We start from the raw sequence: 18992 nt of genomic DNA on the forward strand, positions 1-18992 counted from the left end.
GGCGCTGTGACGAGTCATAGCCCGCTATGGCGAGGAACAGCAACGCAGGAGATGGACTTCCGGGGCCGAAGTTGAGCTGACAGAACTGACCACACAGGCCACTCAGGTCGGGCGGGAACGGAGCTTCCCCAGGCGGGCATTTGTACATCGAACGAATCCGAGGGGAGACCCTAATGAATTACAACTGGGACTGGGGCGTGTTCTTCAAGTCCACCGGCGTGGGCAGCGAAATTTATTTCGACTGGTACCTCTCCGGTTTGGGCTGGACCATCGCCATTGCCGTCGCAGCCTGGATCATCGCGCTGCTGCTGGGCTCGATTCTGGGCGTCATGCGCACGGTACCGAATCGCATCGTATCGGGCATCGCGACCTGCTACGTCGAACTCTTCCGTAACGTGCCGCTGCTGGTTCAGCTGTTCATCTGGTACTTCCTGGTGCCCGATCTGCTGCCTGCGGATATCCAGGAGTGGTACAAGCAGGATCTCAACCCCACCACGTCGGCCTTCCTCAGCGTCGTCGTGTGCCTGGGCCTGTTCACCACCGCTCGCGTTTGCGAACAAGTGCGCACCGGTATCCAGGCGCTGCCTCGCGGCCAGGAAGCCGCCGCTCGCGCCATGGGTTTCAAGCTGCCGCAGATCTACTGGAACGTGCTGCTGCCCCAGGCTTACCGCATCATCATTCCGCCGCTTACCTCGGAATTTTTGAACGTATTCAAGAACTCCTCCGTCGCGTCGCTGATTGGCCTGATGGAGCTGCTCGCGCAGACCAAACAGACCGCCGAGTTCTCCGCCAACCTGTTCGAAGCCTTCACCCTGGCCACGCTGATCTACTTCACGCTGAACATGAGCCTGATGCTGCTGATGCGTTCGGTCGAGAAGAAAGTCGCCGTACCGGGCCTGATTTCCGTAGGGGGTAAATGATGGAATTCGACTTCTCGGGCATCATTCCGTCCCTGCCGGGTTTGTGGAACGGCATGATCATGACCCTCAAGCTGATGGCCCTGGGCGTGATCGGCGGGATCATCCTCGGCACGATCCTGGCGCTGATGCGCCTGTCCCACAACAAACTGCTGTCGAACATCGCCGGCGCCTACGTTAACTACTTCCGCTCGATCCCGCTGCTGCTGGTCATCACCTGGTTCTACCTGGCGGTGCCGTTTGTATTACGCTGGATTACCGGCGAAGACACCCCGATCGGCGCGTTCGCCTCGTGCATCGTGGCCTTCATGATGTTCGAAGCCGCGTATTTCTGCGAAATCGTCCGGGCTGGCGTGCAGTCGATCCCCAAGGGCCAGATGGGCGCTGCCCAGGCATTGGGCATGGAATACGGCCAGATGATGCGACTGATCATCCTGCCGCAAGCGTTTCGCAAGATGACCCCGTTGTTGCTGCAACAGAGCATCATTCTGTTCCAGGACACGTCTCTGGTGTATGCGGTGGGTCTGGTGGATTTCCTCAATGCCTCCCGTGCCAGTGGCGACATTATCGGCCGCTCCAATGAGTTCCTGATCTTCGCCGGCTTCACATACTTCATCATCAGCTTTGCCGCCTCGCAGCTGGTCAAGCGTCTGCAAAAAAGGTTTGCCGTATGATCTCTATCAAGAATGTCAACAAGTGGTATGGCGACTTCCAGGTACTGACTGACTGCAGCACCGAGGTCAAAAAAGGCGAAGTGATTGTGGTGTGCGGGCCGTCCGGTTCCGGCAAATCCACCCTGATCAAATGCGTCAACGCCTTGGAACCGTTCCAGAAAGGTGACGTGATCGTCGATGGCACATCCATCGCCGACCCGAAGACCAACCTGCCGAAACTGCGTTCGCGCGTGGGCATGGTGTTCCAGCATTTCGAACTGTTCCCGCACCTGAGCATCATGGACAACCTGACCATCGCACAGGTCAAGGTGTTGGGTCGCAGCAAGGAAGAGGCTTCCAAGAAAGCCCTGCAACTGCTCGAACGCGTAGGCCTCTCCGCCCACGCCAAAAAGCACCCGGGCCAACTCTCCGGTGGTCAGCAACAGCGTGTGGCGATTGCCCGTGCGCTGGCGATGGACCCGATCGTCATGCTGTTCGACGAACCGACCTCGGCGCTGGACCCGGAAATGGTCAACGAAGTACTCGACGTGATGGTGCAACTGGCCCACGAAGGCATGACCATGATGTGCGTGACCCATGAAATGGGCTTTGCGCGCAAAGTGGCCGACCGGGTGATCTTCATGGACCAGGGCAAGATCATCGAAGACTGCAAGAAAGAAGAGTTCTTCGGCGACATCACCGCCCGCTCCGACCGCGCGCAGCATTTCCTCGAGAAGATTCTGCAGCACTAAGACGGTACTGGCTTGCCCTTGTGGCGAGGGAGCTTGCTCCCGCTGGGTCGCGCAGCGGCCCCAAAACCTGAAAACGCATTGTGTCTGACACACCGCATTTACCGGTTTTACGACTGCTTCGCAGCCGAGCGGGAGCAAGCTCCCTCGCCACAGGTTCCGCGTTCGACTGGAAACCAGTGCAAGCCCGTTGCCACGCTGGTTGACCCAAGGCATCTGTGATGAAATGCGACTCCACTCTCTATCGCGCCGCGCCGCCATCACTCGCCGTGAAACCCCGTTTGATTCGCCACCTGTTCCTGCCGCCACTGGTCATCGCCCTGATGATCGGATTGGGTTACATCGGCTTCTGGGTCAGTGAACACTACGGAATTCGCAGCCTTAGCGAGAATGGCCAGCGTCAGTTGGAACTGCACGCCCGCGCCGTCGAGAGCGAAATCAGCAAGTACACCTACCTGCCCAGCCTGCTGGAACTCGAATCCAGTGTTTCAAAGCTGTTGGCCGACCCGTCTCCGGAACTCCGGCAGACGGTCAACGAATACCTTGAAGGCCTGAACCGGCGCAGCCGCAGTCGGGCCATTTATGTGATGGACACCACCGGTCGCGTATTGGCCACCAGCAATTGGCGCGATGTCGACAGTTATCTGGGTGAAGACCTGTCCTTCCGCGCCTATTTCCAGAATGCCGTGCGCGGTCAGCCGGGGCGTTTCTACGGCATTGGCAGCACCAGTGGCGAACCCGGCTATTACCTGGCGCATGGCCTGGAAGAGCACGGCAAGATCATCGGTGTCGCCGTGGTCAAGGTCCGCCTCGAAGCCATGGAAGAACGCTGGCAGCGTGCGCGTCTGGAAGCCTTCGTCAGCGACGAGAACGGCATCATCATTCTCTCCAGCGATCCGGCGCGGCGGCTTAAATCGGTTGTGCCATTGAGCGAGGAAACCAAGGAAAAACTGGCCCGTAGCCTGCAGTACTACTGGTTTCCGCTGAACGAGCTGCAACCGCTGGCGCGGGAGAAGCTGGCCGAAGGCGAGGAAAAACTGACCTTCCCCGCCAACAGCGAATTGATGTCCGAAGAAGAGAACATCAGCTACCTCTCGCAAACCCGGCCGCTGAGCGACACCCCATGGAATTTCACCCTGCTCACCCCCCTGCAGGATTTGCGGCGTGAAGCGATCAATCAGGGGATTCTGGTGGCGGTGGCGTTTGCCCTGGTGGCGTTTCTGCTGATCGCCTGGAACGAGCGGCGCAAGGTGATCGCCACCCGCCTCGCGGCGCGGGAAGCCCTGCAGGAAGCCAACAATCAACTGGAGCGTCGGATTACCGAACGCACCACCGACCTGCGCGCCAGCAACGAACGACTCAAGGGTCAGATCCGTGAACGCCGGCAGGCGGAAGAGACGTTGCGCCGCGCTCAGGATGAACTGGTCCAGGCCGGCAAACTGGCAGCCATCGGCCAGATGTCCACCAGCATCGCCCACGAATTGAACCAGCCGCTGGCCGCCTTGCGGACCTTGTCCGGCAATACCGTGCGCTTTCTGGAACGCGGCCAGCTGGATGTGGCCAGCACCAACCTCAAGACCATCAATGAACTGATCGACCGCATGGGCCGGATCACCGCCAGCCTGCGTTCCTTCGCCCGGCGCGGTGATGACAAGGGCCAGGCCAGTTTTGGCAAAGCCGTGGACGCCGCCCTGCAATTGCTGGGCAGCCGGATGGAAAGCGCGCACCTGCAATTGCACCGCGACCTTGAAGACGTGCAGGTGCAAATCGACCAGACCCGTCTGGAGCAGATCCTGGTCAACCTGATCGGCAACGCGCTCGACGCCATGCAGTCGCAGCCCCTGCCGGCGTTGTGGCTCGAAGGCGAGGAGTTCGATGGCAAGTATCGTCTGCGGGTACGCGACAACGGCCACGGCATCGATGCCGAAGCGCGCAAGCATCTGTTCGAACCGTTCTTCACCACCAAACCCGGCGAACAAGGCCTGGGCCTCGGCCTGACGCTTTCCGCCAGCCTGGCCGCCGCCACTGGCGGGCATCTGGGTGTCGAGCACCCGGCCAGCGGTGGTACCACCTTCGTTCTCAGTTTACCGTTGGTAAGCTCCACTCCCGCCGAGCCAATATGAACAACGACCTTAGTGTGCTGATCGTCGAAGACGACCCCCATGTCCTGCTCGGCTGCCAACAGGCGCTGACCCTGGAAGACATTCCCTGCGTGGGCGTCGGCAGCGCCGAAGAAGCGCTGGAACGGGTCGGCGATAACTTCGCCGGCATCGTCATCAGCGACATCCGCCTGCCGGGCATCGATGGCCTGGAACTGCTGACCCGGCTCAAGGCCCGCGATCGCAGCCTGCCGGTGGTGCTGATTACCGGCCATGGCGACATCTCGATGGCCGTCGGCGCGATGCAGAAAGGCGCTTACGACTTCATGGAGAAACCCTTCTCCCCGGAACGTCTGGTGGACGTCGCCCGCCGTGCGCTGGAGCAACGCAGCCTGGCGCGGGAAGTGTCGTCGTTACGTCGACAGCTGTTCGAGCGCGACTCCCTCGAAGGCCGGATCATCGGGCGCTCGCCGGCCATGCAGAACCTGCGAGAACTGATCGCCAACGTCGCCGATACCTCGGCCAACGTGCTGATTGAAGGCGAGACCGGTACCGGTAAAGAATTGGTTGCGCGCTGCCTGCACGACTTCAGCCGTCGGCACACCAAACAGTTCGTCGCGCTGAACTGCGGTGGCCTGCCGGAGAACCTGTTCGAAAGTGAAATTTTCGGTCACGAGGCCAACGCCTTCACCGGTGCCGGCAAGCGGCGGATCGGCAAGATCGAGCACGCCGACGGCGGCACACTGTTCCTCGATGAAGTGGAAAGCATGCCCCTGCCGTTGCAGATCAAACTGCTGCGGGTGTTGCAGGAACGCACTCTTGAACGCCTTGGCTCGAACCAGAGCGTGGCGGTGGATTGCCGGGTGATCGCCGCGACCAAGTCCGATCTGGATCAATCGAGCAAGGCCGGCGAGTTTCGCAGCGACCTGTATTACCGCTTGAACGTGGTAACCCTGGAACTGCCGCCGCTGCGCGAACGCCGCGAAGACATCCTGCAACTGTTCGAACACTTCCTGCAGCAGTCATCCTTGCGCTTCGACCGCGCGGTGCCGGAACTGGACAACCAGACCCTGTCGAACCTGATGAGCCACGACTGGCCGGGCAACGTGCGCGAATTGCGTAACGTCGCCGAGCGTTTCGCATTGGGCCTGCCGGCCTTCAAAAAATCCGGCACCAATGGCAACAATCAGGGCCTGGCCTTCGCCGAAGCGGTGGAAGCCTTCGAACGCAACCTGCTCAGCGACGCCTTGCAGCGCAGCGGCGGCAACCTGACCCAGGCCAGCCAGGAACTGGGGATGGCCAAGACCACGCTGTTCGACAAAGTGAAGAAATACGGGTTGAGCCACTGATGGACCTGATGTTCAAAGCAACCCTGGGCGCGGCGGTGGTGGTGATTCTGGCCATGCTGGCCAAGACCAAAAACTATTACATCGCAGGCCTGGTGCCGCTGTTTCCGACCTTTGCGCTGATCGCTCATTACATCGTCGGCAAGGGGCGTTCGCTGGATGATCTGAAAACCACCATCGTGTTTGGTATGTGGTCGATCATTCCGTACTTCGTCTACCTGGCGACCTTGTATGTGATGGTCGACCGGATGCGGCTGGAGGCTTCGTTGGCGGTGGCGGCGGTGGCGTGGTTGATGGCGGCGACGGTGCTGGTCAGTGTTTGGGTTCGCCTCCACGGCTAAATTCAAAAAAGATCGCGGCCTGCGGCATTTGCACACACCTGTAGGAGCTGCCGCAGGCTGCGATCTTTTGCTCTTGATTTTTTCTAGACCGCTGAAGGTCAAGATCAAAAGATCGCAGCCTGCGGCAGCTCCTACGCAGATCGAGCCATTAGCCGTTGACCGTTCCACCCTTGGCCTCACTCATAATCTGACGAATCGCACCGATAAACGTCTCCACCGGCTGCCCGCCACTGACGGCGTACTGCCCGTTGAACACCACCGTCGGCACTGAACTCACGCCGCGCGATAACCACAACTGTTCTTCCTCGCGAACCTCATTGGCGAATTCATCGGACGCCAGAATCGCCTCGGCCCGCTGCCGATTCAGCCCCACGCTTTCAGCGATCTGCGCCAACTGTGCGTGATCGGACGGATTGCCGCCCTCGGTGAAATACGCCTTGAACAGTGCGTCTTTCAGGTTGAACTGCAACCCTTCCAGCCCGGCCCAGTGCAGCAAGCGATGAGCATCGAAAGTGTTGTAGATGCGGCTGTTGCCATCCGTGCGAAAGGCAAACCCGACCTCGGCGCCACGCGCGCGGATCATTTCGCGGTTCTTCTGCGATTGCTCAGGCGTCGAGCCGTACTTTTCGCTGATGTGTTCGGTGATGTTCTGGCCCTCGGGGCCCATCTTCGGGTTCAGTTCGAACGGCTGGAAACGGATCTCGGCCTGGACTTCGTCGCCGAGTAAATCCAGGGCACGGGTCAGGCTATACAGACCGACGACGCACCAGGGGCAGGACACGTCGCTGACGAAATCGATTTTCAGGGGGGTACTCATCATTTACCTCGCAGGCTTGAATCGCGCCGGAAAGTTCGAACGATACACCCGCAGACTGAGCCCGTGTGGCAGCCGTTCCACTATTCCCATTGTGGGAGCGAGCCTGCTCGCGAAGGCGTCTTGTCAGTTGATATCTGCATTGGCTGATACACCGCTTTCGCGAGCAGGCTCGCTCCCACAGGGGGATTTCGGGTGTTTTGGGGATGGTGTTTAGTTCTGTTTAGCGTTACTTCCTGAAAGCTACAGCGCCTTGCGCCGTCGCCTACAACCACGTCAGAATCCGCCGGCTTGTGCGCCTGGAGGCCCGTCGGTAACTTGGTTCGTGTCACTGATTCCCAGTGATCGGGTTTAGTAGCCCGGCTTTTCTTATCGGCCGTACAAGTGTCATCTAGTCAGGTATTCGCCTGCACTTGATGGTGGCTGTGCGCATGGTGCCCTAGGGCGCGCCGGTTTGGGCGGTAGCCGGTCTACTAACTTGCGCACAGCTGCCTCCCATTCCGTTTAGTAGCGAGATAGGTTGCGGCTCTACTAAAAGGATTACCGTACCAATGTTCAAAATCACTCCAAACCCACCGGAAACCGACGACGTTTCCCCATACGAAACCCCGGGCTCCAAAAAGCTCAACGAAGCCGCCGACCGCGCCCTCGATTACTACCTCAAACCGGTCATTCCCAAAGACACCCCACGCAAACCCAGCACCCTTTACTTGGTCGCCCCCGACGCCAATGACGAAACCCTGCTGGTCAACGCCTGCGAATCGCTGGCAGCGGCGAGCGTGATGCTGAGTGATTTCGCGGGGCAGCTGAACGGCCCGCAACGCAACACCGTGCTCGGCATCCAGAACTCGGTCATGCTGGGTGAACTGGCGGTGAACCGGATGCTGGATAACTTCGTTCCAACGTAAAGCAGCCTCCACTGTCATTGAGGCGCTTTTGTGGCGAGGGAGCTTGCTCCCGCTCGGCTGCGCAGCAGTCGTAAACAGGTCAATGCGGATTACCTGAGACTCAGCAGCCTGTGCAGGATTGGGGCTGCTTCGCAGCCCAGCGGGAGCAAGTTCCCTCGCCACAGGGCTCTTACAGTTTGGATCTGGGTGTTACAGAAGATTGTGTTCGGCCACCGGATCGATCTGCGCCCAATGTGAGGTGTCTTCGCGGTGGGCCTGCAAATACGGCAACACCGCCGCCAGCAACGGCGCCTTGAACGCCTCCTGAAAACGATGGGCCAGCCCCGGAATCAGCTTCAACTGACTGCCGCGAATGTGCGCCGCCAAATGCACGCCATGCATCACCGGCAACAACGGATCGGCGGTGCCGTGAACCACCAGCGTCGGCACTCGCAGTTGGTTAAGCAACGCCACGCGGCTCCGTTCAGCGAGGATCGCCATGATCTGGCGCTTCACGCCCTCAGGGTTGAATGCCCGGTCATAAGACTGCGCCGCTTGCTGCAACAACGCCTGCCGGTCATCGCTCACCGCCGGGCTGCCCAGTGCCGCCAGCAAGTCGGCCTGTTGCTCCAGCGCCACTTCACGATTCGGCGCACCACGTCGCGCGAGTAACTGCACCAGCGCCGCACTCGGCGCCGGCAAACCTTCGGCCCCCGAGCTGGTCATCAGCAAGGTCAGGCTCTCGACACGCTGCGGTGCCATGGCCGCCATATGCTGGGCGATCATCCCGCCCATGCTGGCGCCCAGTACGTGGAATTGCTCGACGTGCAAGGCACTCATCAGGCCGAAGGCATCGTCGGCCATGTCGGTCAGGGTGTACGGCGCCGATATCGGCAAGCCGAGTTTGTAGCGCAGCACTTCGAACGTCAGGTTGGCATCGACCGGCGCCTGCCGCCAAGTCGAGAGGCCCACATCGCGATTGTCATAGCGGATGACCCGAAACCCCTGCTGACACAGCGCAACCACCACTTCGTCCGGCCAGTGAATCAACTGCCCGCCCAGGCCCATCACCAGCAACAACGCAGGGTCCGAGGCACGGCCAATGCTCTGGTAAGCCAGGCTCACCTGCTCCAGATCGACCCGCTCGGTCGGAACATTGACATCGCACCGCGAAGCCGCCAGGGACGACAGGCTGAACAATAAAGCGGCCAGAAATGTGGCCGCCGATAAAAATAAAGCACGCATGAAAAACACCGAAACGCAGAACTCCAGTAGAGCGCGAGTCTGATGAAGTTTGTTCAAGCGCGCTGCCACAGTTACGTGACAGTTTGATGAAGATTGCCGAGCGGTCATCGCGACAGTTCGATTGCATGAGGTGCGTTCGATCACATCCGCCTCTGATGCGATAACTATTTACCGCCACCGTCCCCGAGAACTTTCCTTAAATGGCTCGCAAATGGAGTGGAACCGCCGCTCCTCGCACCGAGCCCTGTTGATATGACCGATAGACTTCTTTTCGACCTCCCCAACCCGGCGCCGATCCTCATACCTACCCCATCCGCGCTGCCGCCTCTCTACGACGAAAGCCTGTTTCTGCATGCTTCGGCACGCTGGCGCGAAAGCAGCGAGGGCTTGCGCGAGCTTCTTGTCGCCAGTCCGGGAATGCGTGACACGCTCACTCAACTGTTGAAACAGAAACTCGATCTGGCGGGACAACAAGCTGGCTTGCTCTTCGTCGCCACACAGGAGCATCCGCAACGGTTGGTCAGCTTCACCGATGCCTGCGCCTTCGTCCTGCAACACCCGACACTGGAGACGACGCTCGATGAGCGCTGCCAAGTGACCGGTCTGAGTCAGACTCATCCCCTGTCGAACCTGACGCCACTGCAAATGCTCGAACGACTCAAGACACTCACCCCTGAACAGTCGCACCGCGAGCGCTGGGCAACCTACTGGAACACGCGTGCCCCCAACACTGCGGTATCGCGCAAACAACGGGCAATACAGCTTTACCGTCAGCATTTCGAAGCGAGCGTCCAACTGGCATTCGCCCAGAGAGCCCTGACGGCGGAACAGCTAAAACCCCTGTTGTTGATCATCGATCCGCCCCTCGGTGCTCTGACGCTGGACGGCCAGCCTGTCCATACCGAGCAATTGGTCCTGGTATTGAGTAACCTCAGAGTCGAACTCCCAGGCGCATGGGTCATCACCACAGGCGAGGCGGCCAGCGGCAGTCAATGGCTGTATCTGCCTAGCCGGCCCGTCGCAATTCAACTTTTCAGTCAACGCAGAGACATGGAGGCATGGCTTCTCCGACAGGCACTCGTCCCGCCCGGCTTGCCCACCGATAACGTTCGCTTTGAATACACCGCCAAAACCGACCCCATGGGCGTGGGCGCAAGCGACCTGTTTGCGGCCTGCCAGCCGGCTCAGGTCAGCGCGTTACGCCACGGAACCCGCGGCAAGCCCGGGTTGGCGGAGCACGGTGCGCAATCCCTCGCCCTGGCTGACCAGGTTGACCAAGAGCGCGGCAAGACTGCCATTCTCGCCTCACCCCCCAAGCTGGAAACCGCCGATGGCGACACGGTGGCCAGTGAACAGCCACTATTTGGCAGCCTATATGCGGATATCCCCTTGTCACTGCGCCAGGCCGCGCTGAACAAGCAGCGCGATGCGCTCGAAATATTGGTGGCAGAGGTAGGAGATGGCCAGGGCCTGCAACCGTTCAAGGACTCGCTCAACGCGTTGGAAACCGCCGAAGAAGCCGCAGACAAGGCCGCCTCTGCGTTGCTTAATCGATCGCGCCCACTGGATGTGGTCACGTTCCAGCAGGCGTTCACCGCCCTGCACAGCGCCCATAAGGCCGGTCTGCACGCTGAAGCCAGGCTCCAACTGGCGCTTAAACAACTCAGTGACGAGGAGTGCAGCCTGCTCAAAGCCTTGCTGGACACTCCCGACAATCCAGGGCCGGACCCGGTCGCGGCCAGCCTGACCCTATCGATGACCGAACAGAGCGGTGACAAAACCACGGTCACCGCCCAGGAACTCAACGGCGCATTTATCGTCACCCGAGCGGATGCGCTGGCCGATGCCAATTCGCCGCACAGCGTGTTGCTCTACTGGTCTGGCACCGGCGGTGGTCTGCAACGATTCGCCAACCGTCGTGAGCTTGAACGCCAGGTATTGCAGATTCATCAGCAGGACAATGCACTGACATTGCAGCTGAATAAAATTCCTGGCGACGCGCTGACGTACGGGCTGAACCAACTGACCAGCGACTTCGAAGAACAGGCCGGCGCGCTACGCCAGCGTCACGCCGAGCCGGCCAAGGCCGCACAGCGTGCCGAACAACTGGAAATCTTGCGCAAACACGCCCGCGCCACGTTGCAGGTTCCGGTGCACGCCGCCAGGAACCTTGCTTTCGCCCACCTGCAGGAGCAAGACCGCAGCAATATCCTCGCGTCCAACCTGCCGAATTGGCTCAGTGCACTGACCGAGGCTGACCGTATCAGGCTCAAGCGACTGATCGAGGCGTACATCACGGCGATGCAACGCAGCCACGAACTGCTAACAGTCGCCCTGGAACCCCGTGACGACTTCACCCGTAAACACTTGCACGCCCGTCTGCGCAAGGACTTCTCGATCAAGGGCCGTTTCGAGGTGAAGCTCGACTTGCCCGATTCGGTGAAATGGACAAAGCATCTCGATGCCGCTCCCGGAGCGCCAGGAACCCCGCAAAAACTCGTGCTGACTCCAAGTGTGACGCGTAGCAGGATGTCCCTCGAGGACCTGGCCCAACACAATATAGACAACACACCGTCGATGAACCTGGAACCCCTTCCCCTGCGATTGAGCTTCATGCAGGTGGAGGTTACTGCGGCGAACAAGTCCGAAGCCCAGGCCCTGAAAAGCGGCATCACCCGTGATTATCTGATGAGGGTCCTGCCGGAACTCGACTTGCCCAAGGCATACGAAACGCTGATCCGCGACGCGTTCACAGGGGCGGCCACCGAGCCCGTCTTCAGCAAAGAGCATCGCCGCGAGAGCCTGATCGAGCCCTGGGCTCTGATGCTCAAATTGCAGGGTGAGACCGCCCGCCTGCAAAAGCAGATCGACCAAAACGACTTGCAAGTCCTGAACATCGCCATCGACGCCGACACCCCCCAAGCCTGGCGCACCGATGGCAAGCGCATCGTATTGCTGCCGGCCCACTTGAGCGTGGGTGGCAAGGACACACCCAATGAAGGCCCCGTGACGTTGTCTGGCGTGAACTTCATCGAGGAACAGGTCAGCGGGGTCACCCTGCTATACCTGCCCGACAGCCCCGATGGCCAATTCCTGCGCCGTTACGACAGCCTGGAAACCGCTCGCAAGGCCCTGTTCAACTTGTGTCTGCATGACAAATGGGTCGGCTACCTGGCTGGCCGGGCCTTACAGGGCGACGTACGAGCCCACGAAATCCGCATCAAGCAGAGCATGCTTAAACACTTCGACGCGTTGATCGGAGTCGGCTTGCGCTGGCCGGCGACCACCTCGTTGGCTGCCCACCTGGTCAATGCTCATATGGGTCGCCTGATCGAAACTCATCGCGGCACCTCCCGCGCCAACGACGCGCTGTACATGGAGCGTTACGCACTGAAAGGCCCGCGCGCCTTCAACTACATAAAAATGGCTTTTGGACTGGTGCCTTTCGTCGGGACCGCTATCTCACTCTACGATGTCTGGATCGCCGCGAACCAGGCGGTGGCGGCCTTTTTACGCGCAGACGTGGGTGACGGCCTGGCGGAGGTCGAATCGGTGCTGTTGTCGCTGATCGACGCGGCCATGGATTTGCTTCCCGGTGAAGTTGCAACCTCGGCGCTTTCCCGGACAGCCCGCTCCATCACGCGCGCGCGCCAGCTTCATAAGTTGGGCACAACGGCGGCCGCGATACAGGTGCCCTCGATGCGTCAGGCCCGGCATGTGGCCGAACGCTTCACCGGTTACGAGTATGAGCAGGCAATTTCCCTATCGGGACTCCAGCCGGCAACCCAGGGGACCTATCGCAATATCTACCGCCATGCCGAGGGTGATTTTATCGTGCGCCAGGGACGGATTTTCCAGGTCGAGCGCAGCAAGGATTCACGCAACTGGCGCTTGAGCGGCAATAGTCAAAAAACCTACAAACAGCCCATCGCGCTCGATGAAGCAGGCCACTGGGATACTTATTTCGGCGTTTATGGCGTTACGTTCGAAGGCGGGGGGCTCGGTGGCGGCAACATGCTCGGGCACCTAGCGGATACGCTTGATCCGGTATGGCCTCAGGCTCTGCGCGAACGGTTGCCTCGCTGGTGGATCGACCACGCTTATCGTCGCCATCATGCATTGACCGTAGAGGCCGATAGGCTCGCCCTGCAATTCGATACCCAGGTAAAGCGCACCAAAGCCGCCCTGCAAGCCTACAACGCCAATCCAGAGCGCCCCAAGGCGCTGATGCGCGAAGCTGAGACAGCCTGCATCGCCGATATCGAGTTAGCCAAACAGCACTACCAGACGTTGGCAGATCTGCTTCCACTCAGCCACGGCAACAAAAAGCGCGCGCTTGTGCAAATGCAAAGCGATGACGCGGCGTTACTGACCGACAGGTACAAGCAACAATTGTTCTTTGCCAATCATCGAACCGATCCCCTGCTGAACAGTATCGATGCGCTGATAGAGAGTCTGGACACATTGCCCGCTACAGCGCTCTCCGACCGGCTGCGGGTGCTGGGGAATATCCGGAAGCTGCGGCTGGAAACGATTAAACAACTCGACACCATCAAGGCCCAAATGCGGGACCTTAACTATTGGTACGAGAAAATTACCGTCAAGGCACACAAAGCCCAACTGACCCAGGAAGTCACAATGCTGAACGGGCGTCTCAGCGAGACAAATCTCCTTTACTTGAAAACCGGTAACTTGCTGGAAATGGTGACACGCTATGACACCGCCAACGATGTGTCCTGGTTCTGGCTCCAAAGCCAGGCGCAAGTGAAAAGAGCCCAAGTCGACCGCGCCTTGTTCACCCAGTTCAGTCTGCCGGAAGTCAATGTTACCAAGGCTCAGCGTAACCAGATCCTTCAAGAGTGCATCGAGTACTACAGTCAATTTCGCCGGGATATGAATGCCTGGACTGCCAGCTATCCTCAGCATTTTCATCTGGATGACGTGCCGTCATTGATGGACGGCATCGCGAAAATGGCCGAGAGAGCGCGCAAGGCGCTTGATTTGCCTGCACCGACTATTCCAGGGCGCAGCAACAAAAAAGTGTTCACCACTGAAGGCGACCAATTGTTGATCGGGGTGGAGCGCTGGGAAACGACTAAACAAAAGCGGCAATACATCCTGACGGGACGAAGTGGGTACATGGAAATCTGGGAACAAGGGAGCAACGGCAAATTCCGCCTCTTGAACCCACAGCCACAGCCATCCCACTCCATTCGCAGAGAACTTGAACCGTTAGTGGCAGATGCCCGCCACCGATTGCAATCACAAGCAACCTACCAGGCCAGGGTTCAAGCCTACGCGGATCAAGACATGCTCCCGGTGGACCTCGAGCACATGATGGTCAGTGAGGCGAATGAACTCACACGCCGCGCTCTTGGCATCGAGGACATTGCCCCAGGCAATGCCCTTGTCCAGCAGCTACGCGACAAGGCCACCGAATTGATTGCCACCGGTCGCGCACTGCGAACCCGTCAGTCGCTGCTGATTAAAAAACCAACCGATGGCATGCTCGACGACCTCGTCACGCACCACGTGGTAGATATCCGTAAAACCAGTCCGATCAAAAACCTGGGCAAACGCTCGAATGGTCGAATTGACTATATGCAGGAATACGAAGTCTGGGATTTGACGCAAACACCCGCGAAAGTGCTGTGGTACGCCCACTTCCATTACAACAAGGCCGCACCTGCATTCGGCGCATTCGAGAAAGCCCATTTGAAATTACCGGAACATCGGTTTCTCACCCATGCGGACAACGCCAACCTGCCTTACGCCGATATCGGCAAACAATCTGCCGCGCTGCCACACTTCGAAAACCTCTGATGAAAAAAAGGAGCGGGATTACCCCGCTCCTTCCTGGCGCTTCACGCCAGCTGGCTACGCAACTGCCGTGCTGCCGCAACCATGTTTACCAGCGCTGCTTCGGTTTCCGGCCAAGCGCGGGTTTTCAAACCGCAATCGGGGTTGACCCACAAGCGTTCGGCCGGAATCCGCTTCACGGCTTTGCTCATCAACTTGACCATCTCGGCCGTGTCCGGCACCCGTGGCGAGTGGATGTCGTAGACGCCCGGGCCGATGTCGTTGGGGTAGTCGAACGCTTCGAAGGCTTCCAGCAGTTCCATGTCCGAGCGCGAGGTTTCGATGGTGATCACGTCGGCGTCCATGGCGGCGATGGACTGGATCACGTCGTTGAATTCGCTGTAGCACATGTGGGTGTGAATCTGAGTTTCGTCGCGCACACCCGATGCACTCAGGCGGAAGGCTTCCACCGCCCAGTCGAGGTATTCCTGCCATTGCGCCCGGCGTAGCGGCAGCCCTTCGCGGAACGCGGCTTCGTCGATCTGCACGATCTTGATGCCGGCGCTTTCCAGGTCCACCACTTCATCGCGCAAGGCCAAGGCCAGTTGCTGCGCCTGAATTTTGCGCGAGACGTCTTCGCGCGGGAATGACCACATCAGCATGGTGACGGGACCGGTGAGCATGCCTTTCATGACTTTGTCGGTGAGGCTCTGGGCATAGGTGATCCAGTCGACCGTCATCGGCTTCGGACGGCTCAGGTCGCCATAAATGATCGCCGGTTTGACGCAGCGCGAGCCGTAGCTCTGGACCCAGCCGAACCGAGTGAACAAGTAGCCGTCCAGTTGTTCGGCAAAGTACTCGACCATGTCGTTGCGCTCGGCTTCACCATGCACCAGCACGTCCAGGCCCAGGCGTTCCTGGATTTGCACAGCGTGGCGGATTTCGCTGTGCATAGCATCGGTGTAATCGTTGGCCGACAGCTTGCCTTGCTTGAAGGCCTGGCGCGCCAGACGGATCGATGCGGTCTGTGGGAACGAGCCGATGGTGGTGGTCGGGAACGCCGGCAGTTTCAGCCGTGCCTGTTGTTGTTCGATGCGTTTGGCAAACGGCGAGTGACGCTGGCTGTCCGCTGCGCCGATGGCGTTGATTCGGGCCTGAACATCCGTTTTGTGGATACGCGGAGATTGAGCGCGACTGGCCGCAATGGCGCGGCTTTCAGCCAGGGCGGTTTGCACTTTGGGCGATTGCGGATCGTTGAGGGCATCACGCAGCACCGCGATTTCACCGCACTTCTGCACGGCAAACGCCAGCCAGCTTTTCAGTTCCGGGTCGAGTGTGTCTTCACGGTCCAGGTCCACCGGACTGTGCAGTAGCGAACAGGAACTGCTGACCCACAAGTTATCGCCAAAACGCTCCTGGGCTGGCTGCAATTGCGCCAGCACTTGCTCCAGCTCGCAGCGCCAGACGTTGCGACCGTTCACCAGACCCACCGAGAGAATTTTGTAAGTCGGCAGACGATCCAGCACCTGACCGAGTTGATCCGGCGCGCGCACCGCATCGATGTGCAAGCCTTGCACTGGCAGGCTGACAGCCAGGCCGAGGTTGTCTTCCAGGCCACTGAAGTACGTCGCCACGAGTTTTTTCAGCGGCGAATATTGAAGGATGTGATAGGCGCGTTCGAAGGCGTTTTTCCAGGCCTGTGGCAGGTCGAGGGTGAGGATCGGTTCATCGATCTGCACCCACTCCACGCCTTGGGCAGCGAGGCGACCGAGAATTTCGCCGTAGATCGGCAACAGTCGCTCCAGCAGGTCGAGTTTGTCGAAGCCATCACCCTTCGCCTTGCCCAGCCACAGGTAAGTCAACGGGCCGATGATCACCGGTTTGGCGTTGTGGCCCAAGGCTTTGGCTTCATCTACTTCGTCGAACAGCTGTTCCCAGCTCAGTTTGAACTGTTGATCAGCGGTGAATTCCGGGACCAGGTAGTGATAGTTGGTGTCGAACCACTTGGTCAGTTCCTGAGCGTATTGCGCCTTGTCATGTTCACCACCACAACAGGCCGCAGTAGCACCACGAGCCATGGCGAACAGGGTGTCGAGGGTGGGCAGGCCACGTTTATCCTTGGCACTGTCAAAACGTTCGGGGATGACACCGAAGGTCAGGGAGTGAGTCAGTACCTGGTCGTACCAGGCGAAGTCGCCCACGGGCAGCAGGTCGATGCCGGCGTCTTTCTGCAATTGCCAATGGGTGGCGCGCAATTGGCGGCCGACGCTTTTCAGTGCGTCCTGGTCAAGATCACCCTTCCAGTAGGATTCGAGGGCTTTTTTCAGTTCGCGGTCGGCGCCGATGCGCGGAAAACCAAGTGTGTGGGCCTTAGCCATGGTGAAATTTCTCTCTATAAAAGATGCTGTAAAACATGGTGCTATTGTCGACAGCTCACCCAACATGAGACAAACTCAACCTTTTCGTGTTGATCACAAGTTTTCCTCATGGAGCCCCCGGTGCTTGAAATCCGTCACCTGAAAACCCTGCACGCCTTGCGCGAAGCCGACAGCCTGGTGGATGCGGCCGACCGCCTGCACCTGACCCAGTCGGCACTGTCCCACCAGTTCAAGGAGCTGGAAGAGCGCATGGGCATGCCGTTGTTCGTGCGCAAGACCAAACCGGTGCGCTTCACCAGTGCCGGCTTGCGCCTGCTGCAACTGGCCGACGCCACCCTGCCGCTACTGCGTGGCGCCGAGCGTGACATTGCGCGGCTGGCCGGCGGCACGGCGGGGCGTTTGCACATGGCGATCGAGTGCCACAGTTGCTTTCAGTGGCTGATGCCGACCATCGACCAGTTCCGCGATGCCTGGCCGGAAGTCGAGCTGGATCTGGCCTCGGGTTTCTCCTTCGCCCCGCTGCCGGCGCTGGCCCGAGGCGATCTGGACCTGGTGGTGACCTCCGACCCGCTGGAACTGGTCGGGATCACTTACGTGCCGTTGTTCACCTACGAAGCCATGCTCGCGGTGGCTAACCAGCATCGCCTGGCGAGCAAGCCGTACATCGTGCCCGAAGATCTGCTGACGGAAACCTTGATCACCTACCCGGTGGAGCGCGATCGGCTGGACATCTTCACCCGCTTCCTGGAACCGGCCGACATCGAACCGGCCCAGGTGCGCACCTCGGAACTGACGGTGATGATGATGCAACTGGTGGCCAGCGGTCGCGGCGTCTGCGGCATGCCTCATTGGGCGCTGCATGAGTACAGTTCACGGGGTTACGTGAAGGCTAAACGGCTGGGGGAAAAAGGCTTGTTCGCGACGCTCTACGCGGGAATTCGCGCCGACATGCTGGATGCACCCTACATGCGCGACTTTTTGCTGACGGCAAAGGACACGTCGTTTTCGACGCTGGATGGGGTTAGTGCAGTTCGCTAATGCTCTGTCAGCCGAAATGGTTGGGGCAACGAGCAGCGACAGGTCTTGGTGTTCAGTAGTACTCAAAATTGTGGCGAGGGAGCTTGCTCCCGTTCGGCTGCGAAGCAGTCGTAAAACCGGTGTACGCGGAGTGTCTGAAAACATGCGGTTGCGGGTTTTGGGGCCGCTTCGCAGCCCAGCGGGAGCAAGCTCCCTCGCCACAACAGCCCTTATGCCAAAGATTCAGCGGTGAGCTCTCGCCACATGTGGATTTTGTCGAAGTAGTCCTCGCCCACCCGAACTGCCAGCGGCTCAAGGCCGAACTGCACGAAGCCGCATCGCTGATACAGCTTGAAGGCGGCTTCGTTGCCGGCGGTGACGGTCAACTGGATCAGCCTCAGGCCCTGATGGGTCTGTGCTTCAGCCAAAGCTGCCTGAACCAGTTGATAGCCGAGCCCGCGCTGCCGAACCTTGCCGGTCACGTACATGCCAAACAGCGTCGCCTTGTGCCGGGCCTTTTCCCGCGGCTCGAAGGCCAGGCCGACGATGCCCGCCAGCTCACCCTTCTCGAACGCCCCGAACACTACGTCCAGCTTGCCGGTCAGGCGCGATTCCCACCAACTCAACGGCATTACCGCGCGCTCGCGCACGCTGGACGTGAACGCCTGGGGATGCAAGTCATAGGCCTCAAGCATCAGCGCCCGGTAATCCAGGGCATGGCTGGCATCAAGCCGTTGAATCCACATT

The 18992-nt window shown here is 59.6% G+C and carries 13 protein-coding genes; 9 read left to right on the forward strand and 4 right to left on the reverse strand.

The genetic code is table 11. The annotated features are described in order from the left end of the window. Positions 1–173: 173 nt before the first annotated feature. The 6 genes from ACZ89R_RS11630 to ACZ89R_RS11655 all read left to right on the forward strand — a co-directional run bounded on the left by ACZ89R_RS11630 (position 174) and on the right by ACZ89R_RS11655 (position 6105). Positions 174–920, forward strand: coding sequence for an amino acid ABC transporter permease (locus ACZ89R_RS11630; protein WP_008069477.1), 747 nt, complete (start codon positions 174–176; stop codon positions 918–920). Beyond that, positions 920–1591: an amino acid ABC transporter permease gene (locus ACZ89R_RS11635; protein ID WP_429545721.1), complete on the forward strand. Its 672-nt coding sequence runs from the start codon at positions 920–922 to the stop codon at positions 1589–1591. The genes ACZ89R_RS11630 and ACZ89R_RS11635 overlap by 1 nt, the downstream gene beginning before the upstream one ends. Beyond that, positions 1588–2322, forward strand: a complete 735-nt coding sequence (locus ACZ89R_RS11640; protein WP_008069475.1) for an amino acid ABC transporter ATP-binding protein — start codon at positions 1588–1590, stop codon at positions 2320–2322. The genes ACZ89R_RS11635 and ACZ89R_RS11640 overlap by 4 nt, the downstream gene beginning before the upstream one ends. Positions 2323–2540: 218 nt before the next feature. Beyond that, positions 2541–4442 carry a two-component sensor histidine kinase AauS gene (aauS, locus tag ACZ89R_RS11645; RefSeq protein ID WP_429545720.1) on the forward strand — a complete coding sequence of 634 codons (1902 nt, stop codon included), beginning with the start codon at positions 2541–2543 and terminating at the stop codon, positions 4440–4442. Further along, a complete protein-coding gene (aauR, locus tag ACZ89R_RS11650) occupies positions 4439–5767 on the forward strand; it encodes a two-component response regulator AauR (RefSeq protein WP_429545719.1) in 1329 nt (442 codons plus the stop codon). The genes aauS and aauR overlap by 4 nt, the downstream gene beginning before the upstream one ends. Positions 5768–5775: 8 nt before the next feature. Further along, entirely contained in the window at positions 5776–6105 is a 330-nt protein-coding gene (locus ACZ89R_RS11655) for a GlpM family protein (RefSeq protein ID WP_176466865.1), read from the forward strand. Positions 6106–6253: 148 nt separating this feature from the next. Here the strand turns inward: ACZ89R_RS11655 and ACZ89R_RS11660 are convergent, their stop codons facing one another. Beyond that, complete coding sequence (locus tag ACZ89R_RS11660; protein WP_429545718.1) at positions 6254–6922, reverse strand: DsbA family oxidoreductase; 669 nt, start codon at positions 6920–6922, stop codon at positions 6254–6256. A 548-nt stretch (positions 6923–7470) separates the two neighbouring features. Between ACZ89R_RS11660 and ACZ89R_RS11665 the strand changes: the two genes are divergently transcribed. After that, the gene (locus tag ACZ89R_RS11665; protein ID WP_192345593.1) at positions 7471–7827 is read left to right on the forward strand and encodes a DUF6124 family protein; all 357 of its coding nucleotides are present in this window, start codon (positions 7471–7473) and stop codon (positions 7825–7827) included. A 189-nt stretch (positions 7828–8016) separates the two neighbouring features. On the opposite strand, the gene ACZ89R_RS11670 is transcribed toward ACZ89R_RS11665, so the two are convergent. Next, positions 8017–9051, reverse strand: coding sequence for an alpha/beta fold hydrolase (locus ACZ89R_RS11670; protein ID WP_429545717.1), 1035 nt, complete (start codon positions 9049–9051; stop codon positions 8017–8019). 252 nt (positions 9052–9303) lie between these two features. Here ACZ89R_RS11670 and ACZ89R_RS11675 point away from each other — a divergent pair, with 252 nt between their 5' ends. Next, a complete protein-coding gene (locus ACZ89R_RS11675; RefSeq protein WP_429545716.1) occupies positions 9304–14874 on the forward strand; it encodes a dermonecrotic toxin domain-containing protein in 5571 nt (1856 codons plus the stop codon). Between the two features lie 41 nt (positions 14875–14915). Here the strand turns inward: ACZ89R_RS11675 and metE are convergent, their stop codons facing one another. Beyond that, positions 14916–17228 (reverse strand): 5-methyltetrahydropteroyltriglutamate--homocysteine S-methyltransferase, encoded by a 2313-nt coding sequence (metE, locus tag ACZ89R_RS11680; RefSeq protein WP_429545715.1) that lies wholly within the window; start codon positions 17226–17228, stop codon positions 14916–14918. Between the two features lie 120 nt (positions 17229–17348). Here metE and metR point away from each other — a divergent pair, with 120 nt between their 5' ends. Continuing rightward, positions 17349–18266 (forward strand): transcriptional regulator MetR, encoded by a 918-nt coding sequence (metR, locus tag ACZ89R_RS11685; RefSeq protein WP_007898547.1) that lies wholly within the window; start codon positions 17349–17351, stop codon positions 18264–18266. Positions 18267–18475: 209 nt separating this feature from the next. On the opposite strand, the gene ACZ89R_RS11690 is transcribed toward metR, so the two are convergent. Next, complete coding sequence (locus ACZ89R_RS11690) at positions 18476–18991, reverse strand: GNAT family N-acetyltransferase (protein WP_429544152.1); 516 nt, start codon at positions 18989–18991, stop codon at positions 18476–18478. Position 18992 lies beyond the last annotated feature (1 nt).

This window comes from Pseudomonas sp. TE3728 (genome assembly GCF_056279145.1).

What these genes read in the sequence shown, in the direction of transcription:
- metE (WP_429545715.1), bottom strand. Translation starts at nt 17,228, where the DNA reads ATGGCTAAGGCCCACACACTTGGTTTTCCGCGCATCGGCGCCGACCGC.
- ACZ89R_RS11665 (WP_192345593.1), top strand. Translation starts at nt 7,471, where the DNA reads ATGTTCAAAATCACTCCAAACCCACCGGAAACCGACGACGTTTCCCCA.
- ACZ89R_RS11660 (WP_429545718.1), bottom strand. Translation starts at nt 6,922, where the DNA reads ATGAGTACCCCCCTGAAAATCGATTTCGTCAGCGACGTGTCCTGCCCC.
- ACZ89R_RS11630 (WP_008069477.1), top strand. Translation starts at nt 174, where the DNA reads ATGAATTACAACTGGGACTGGGGCGTGTTCTTCAAGTCCACCGGCGTG.
- ACZ89R_RS11655 (WP_176466865.1), top strand. Translation starts at nt 5,776, where the DNA reads ATGTTCAAAGCAACCCTGGGCGCGGCGGTGGTGGTGATTCTGGCCATG.
- aauR (WP_429545719.1), top strand. Translation starts at nt 4,439, where the DNA reads ATGAACAACGACCTTAGTGTGCTGATCGTCGAAGACGACCCCCATGTC.
- aauS (WP_429545720.1), top strand. Translation starts at nt 2,541, where the DNA reads ATGAAATGCGACTCCACTCTCTATCGCGCCGCGCCGCCATCACTCGCC.
- ACZ89R_RS11675 (WP_429545716.1), top strand. Translation starts at nt 9,304, where the DNA reads ATGACCGATAGACTTCTTTTCGACCTCCCCAACCCGGCGCCGATCCTC.
- ACZ89R_RS11640 (WP_008069475.1), top strand. Translation starts at nt 1,588, where the DNA reads ATGATCTCTATCAAGAATGTCAACAAGTGGTATGGCGACTTCCAGGTA.
- ACZ89R_RS11670 (WP_429545717.1), bottom strand. Translation starts at nt 9,051, where the DNA reads ATGCGTGCTTTATTTTTATCGGCGGCCACATTTCTGGCCGCTTTATTG.
- ACZ89R_RS11635 (WP_429545721.1), top strand. Translation starts at nt 920, where the DNA reads ATGGAATTCGACTTCTCGGGCATCATTCCGTCCCTGCCGGGTTTGTGG.
- ACZ89R_RS11690 (WP_429544152.1), bottom strand. Translation starts at nt 18,991, where the DNA reads ATGTGGATTCAACGGCTTGATGCCAGCCATGCCCTGGATTACCGGGCG.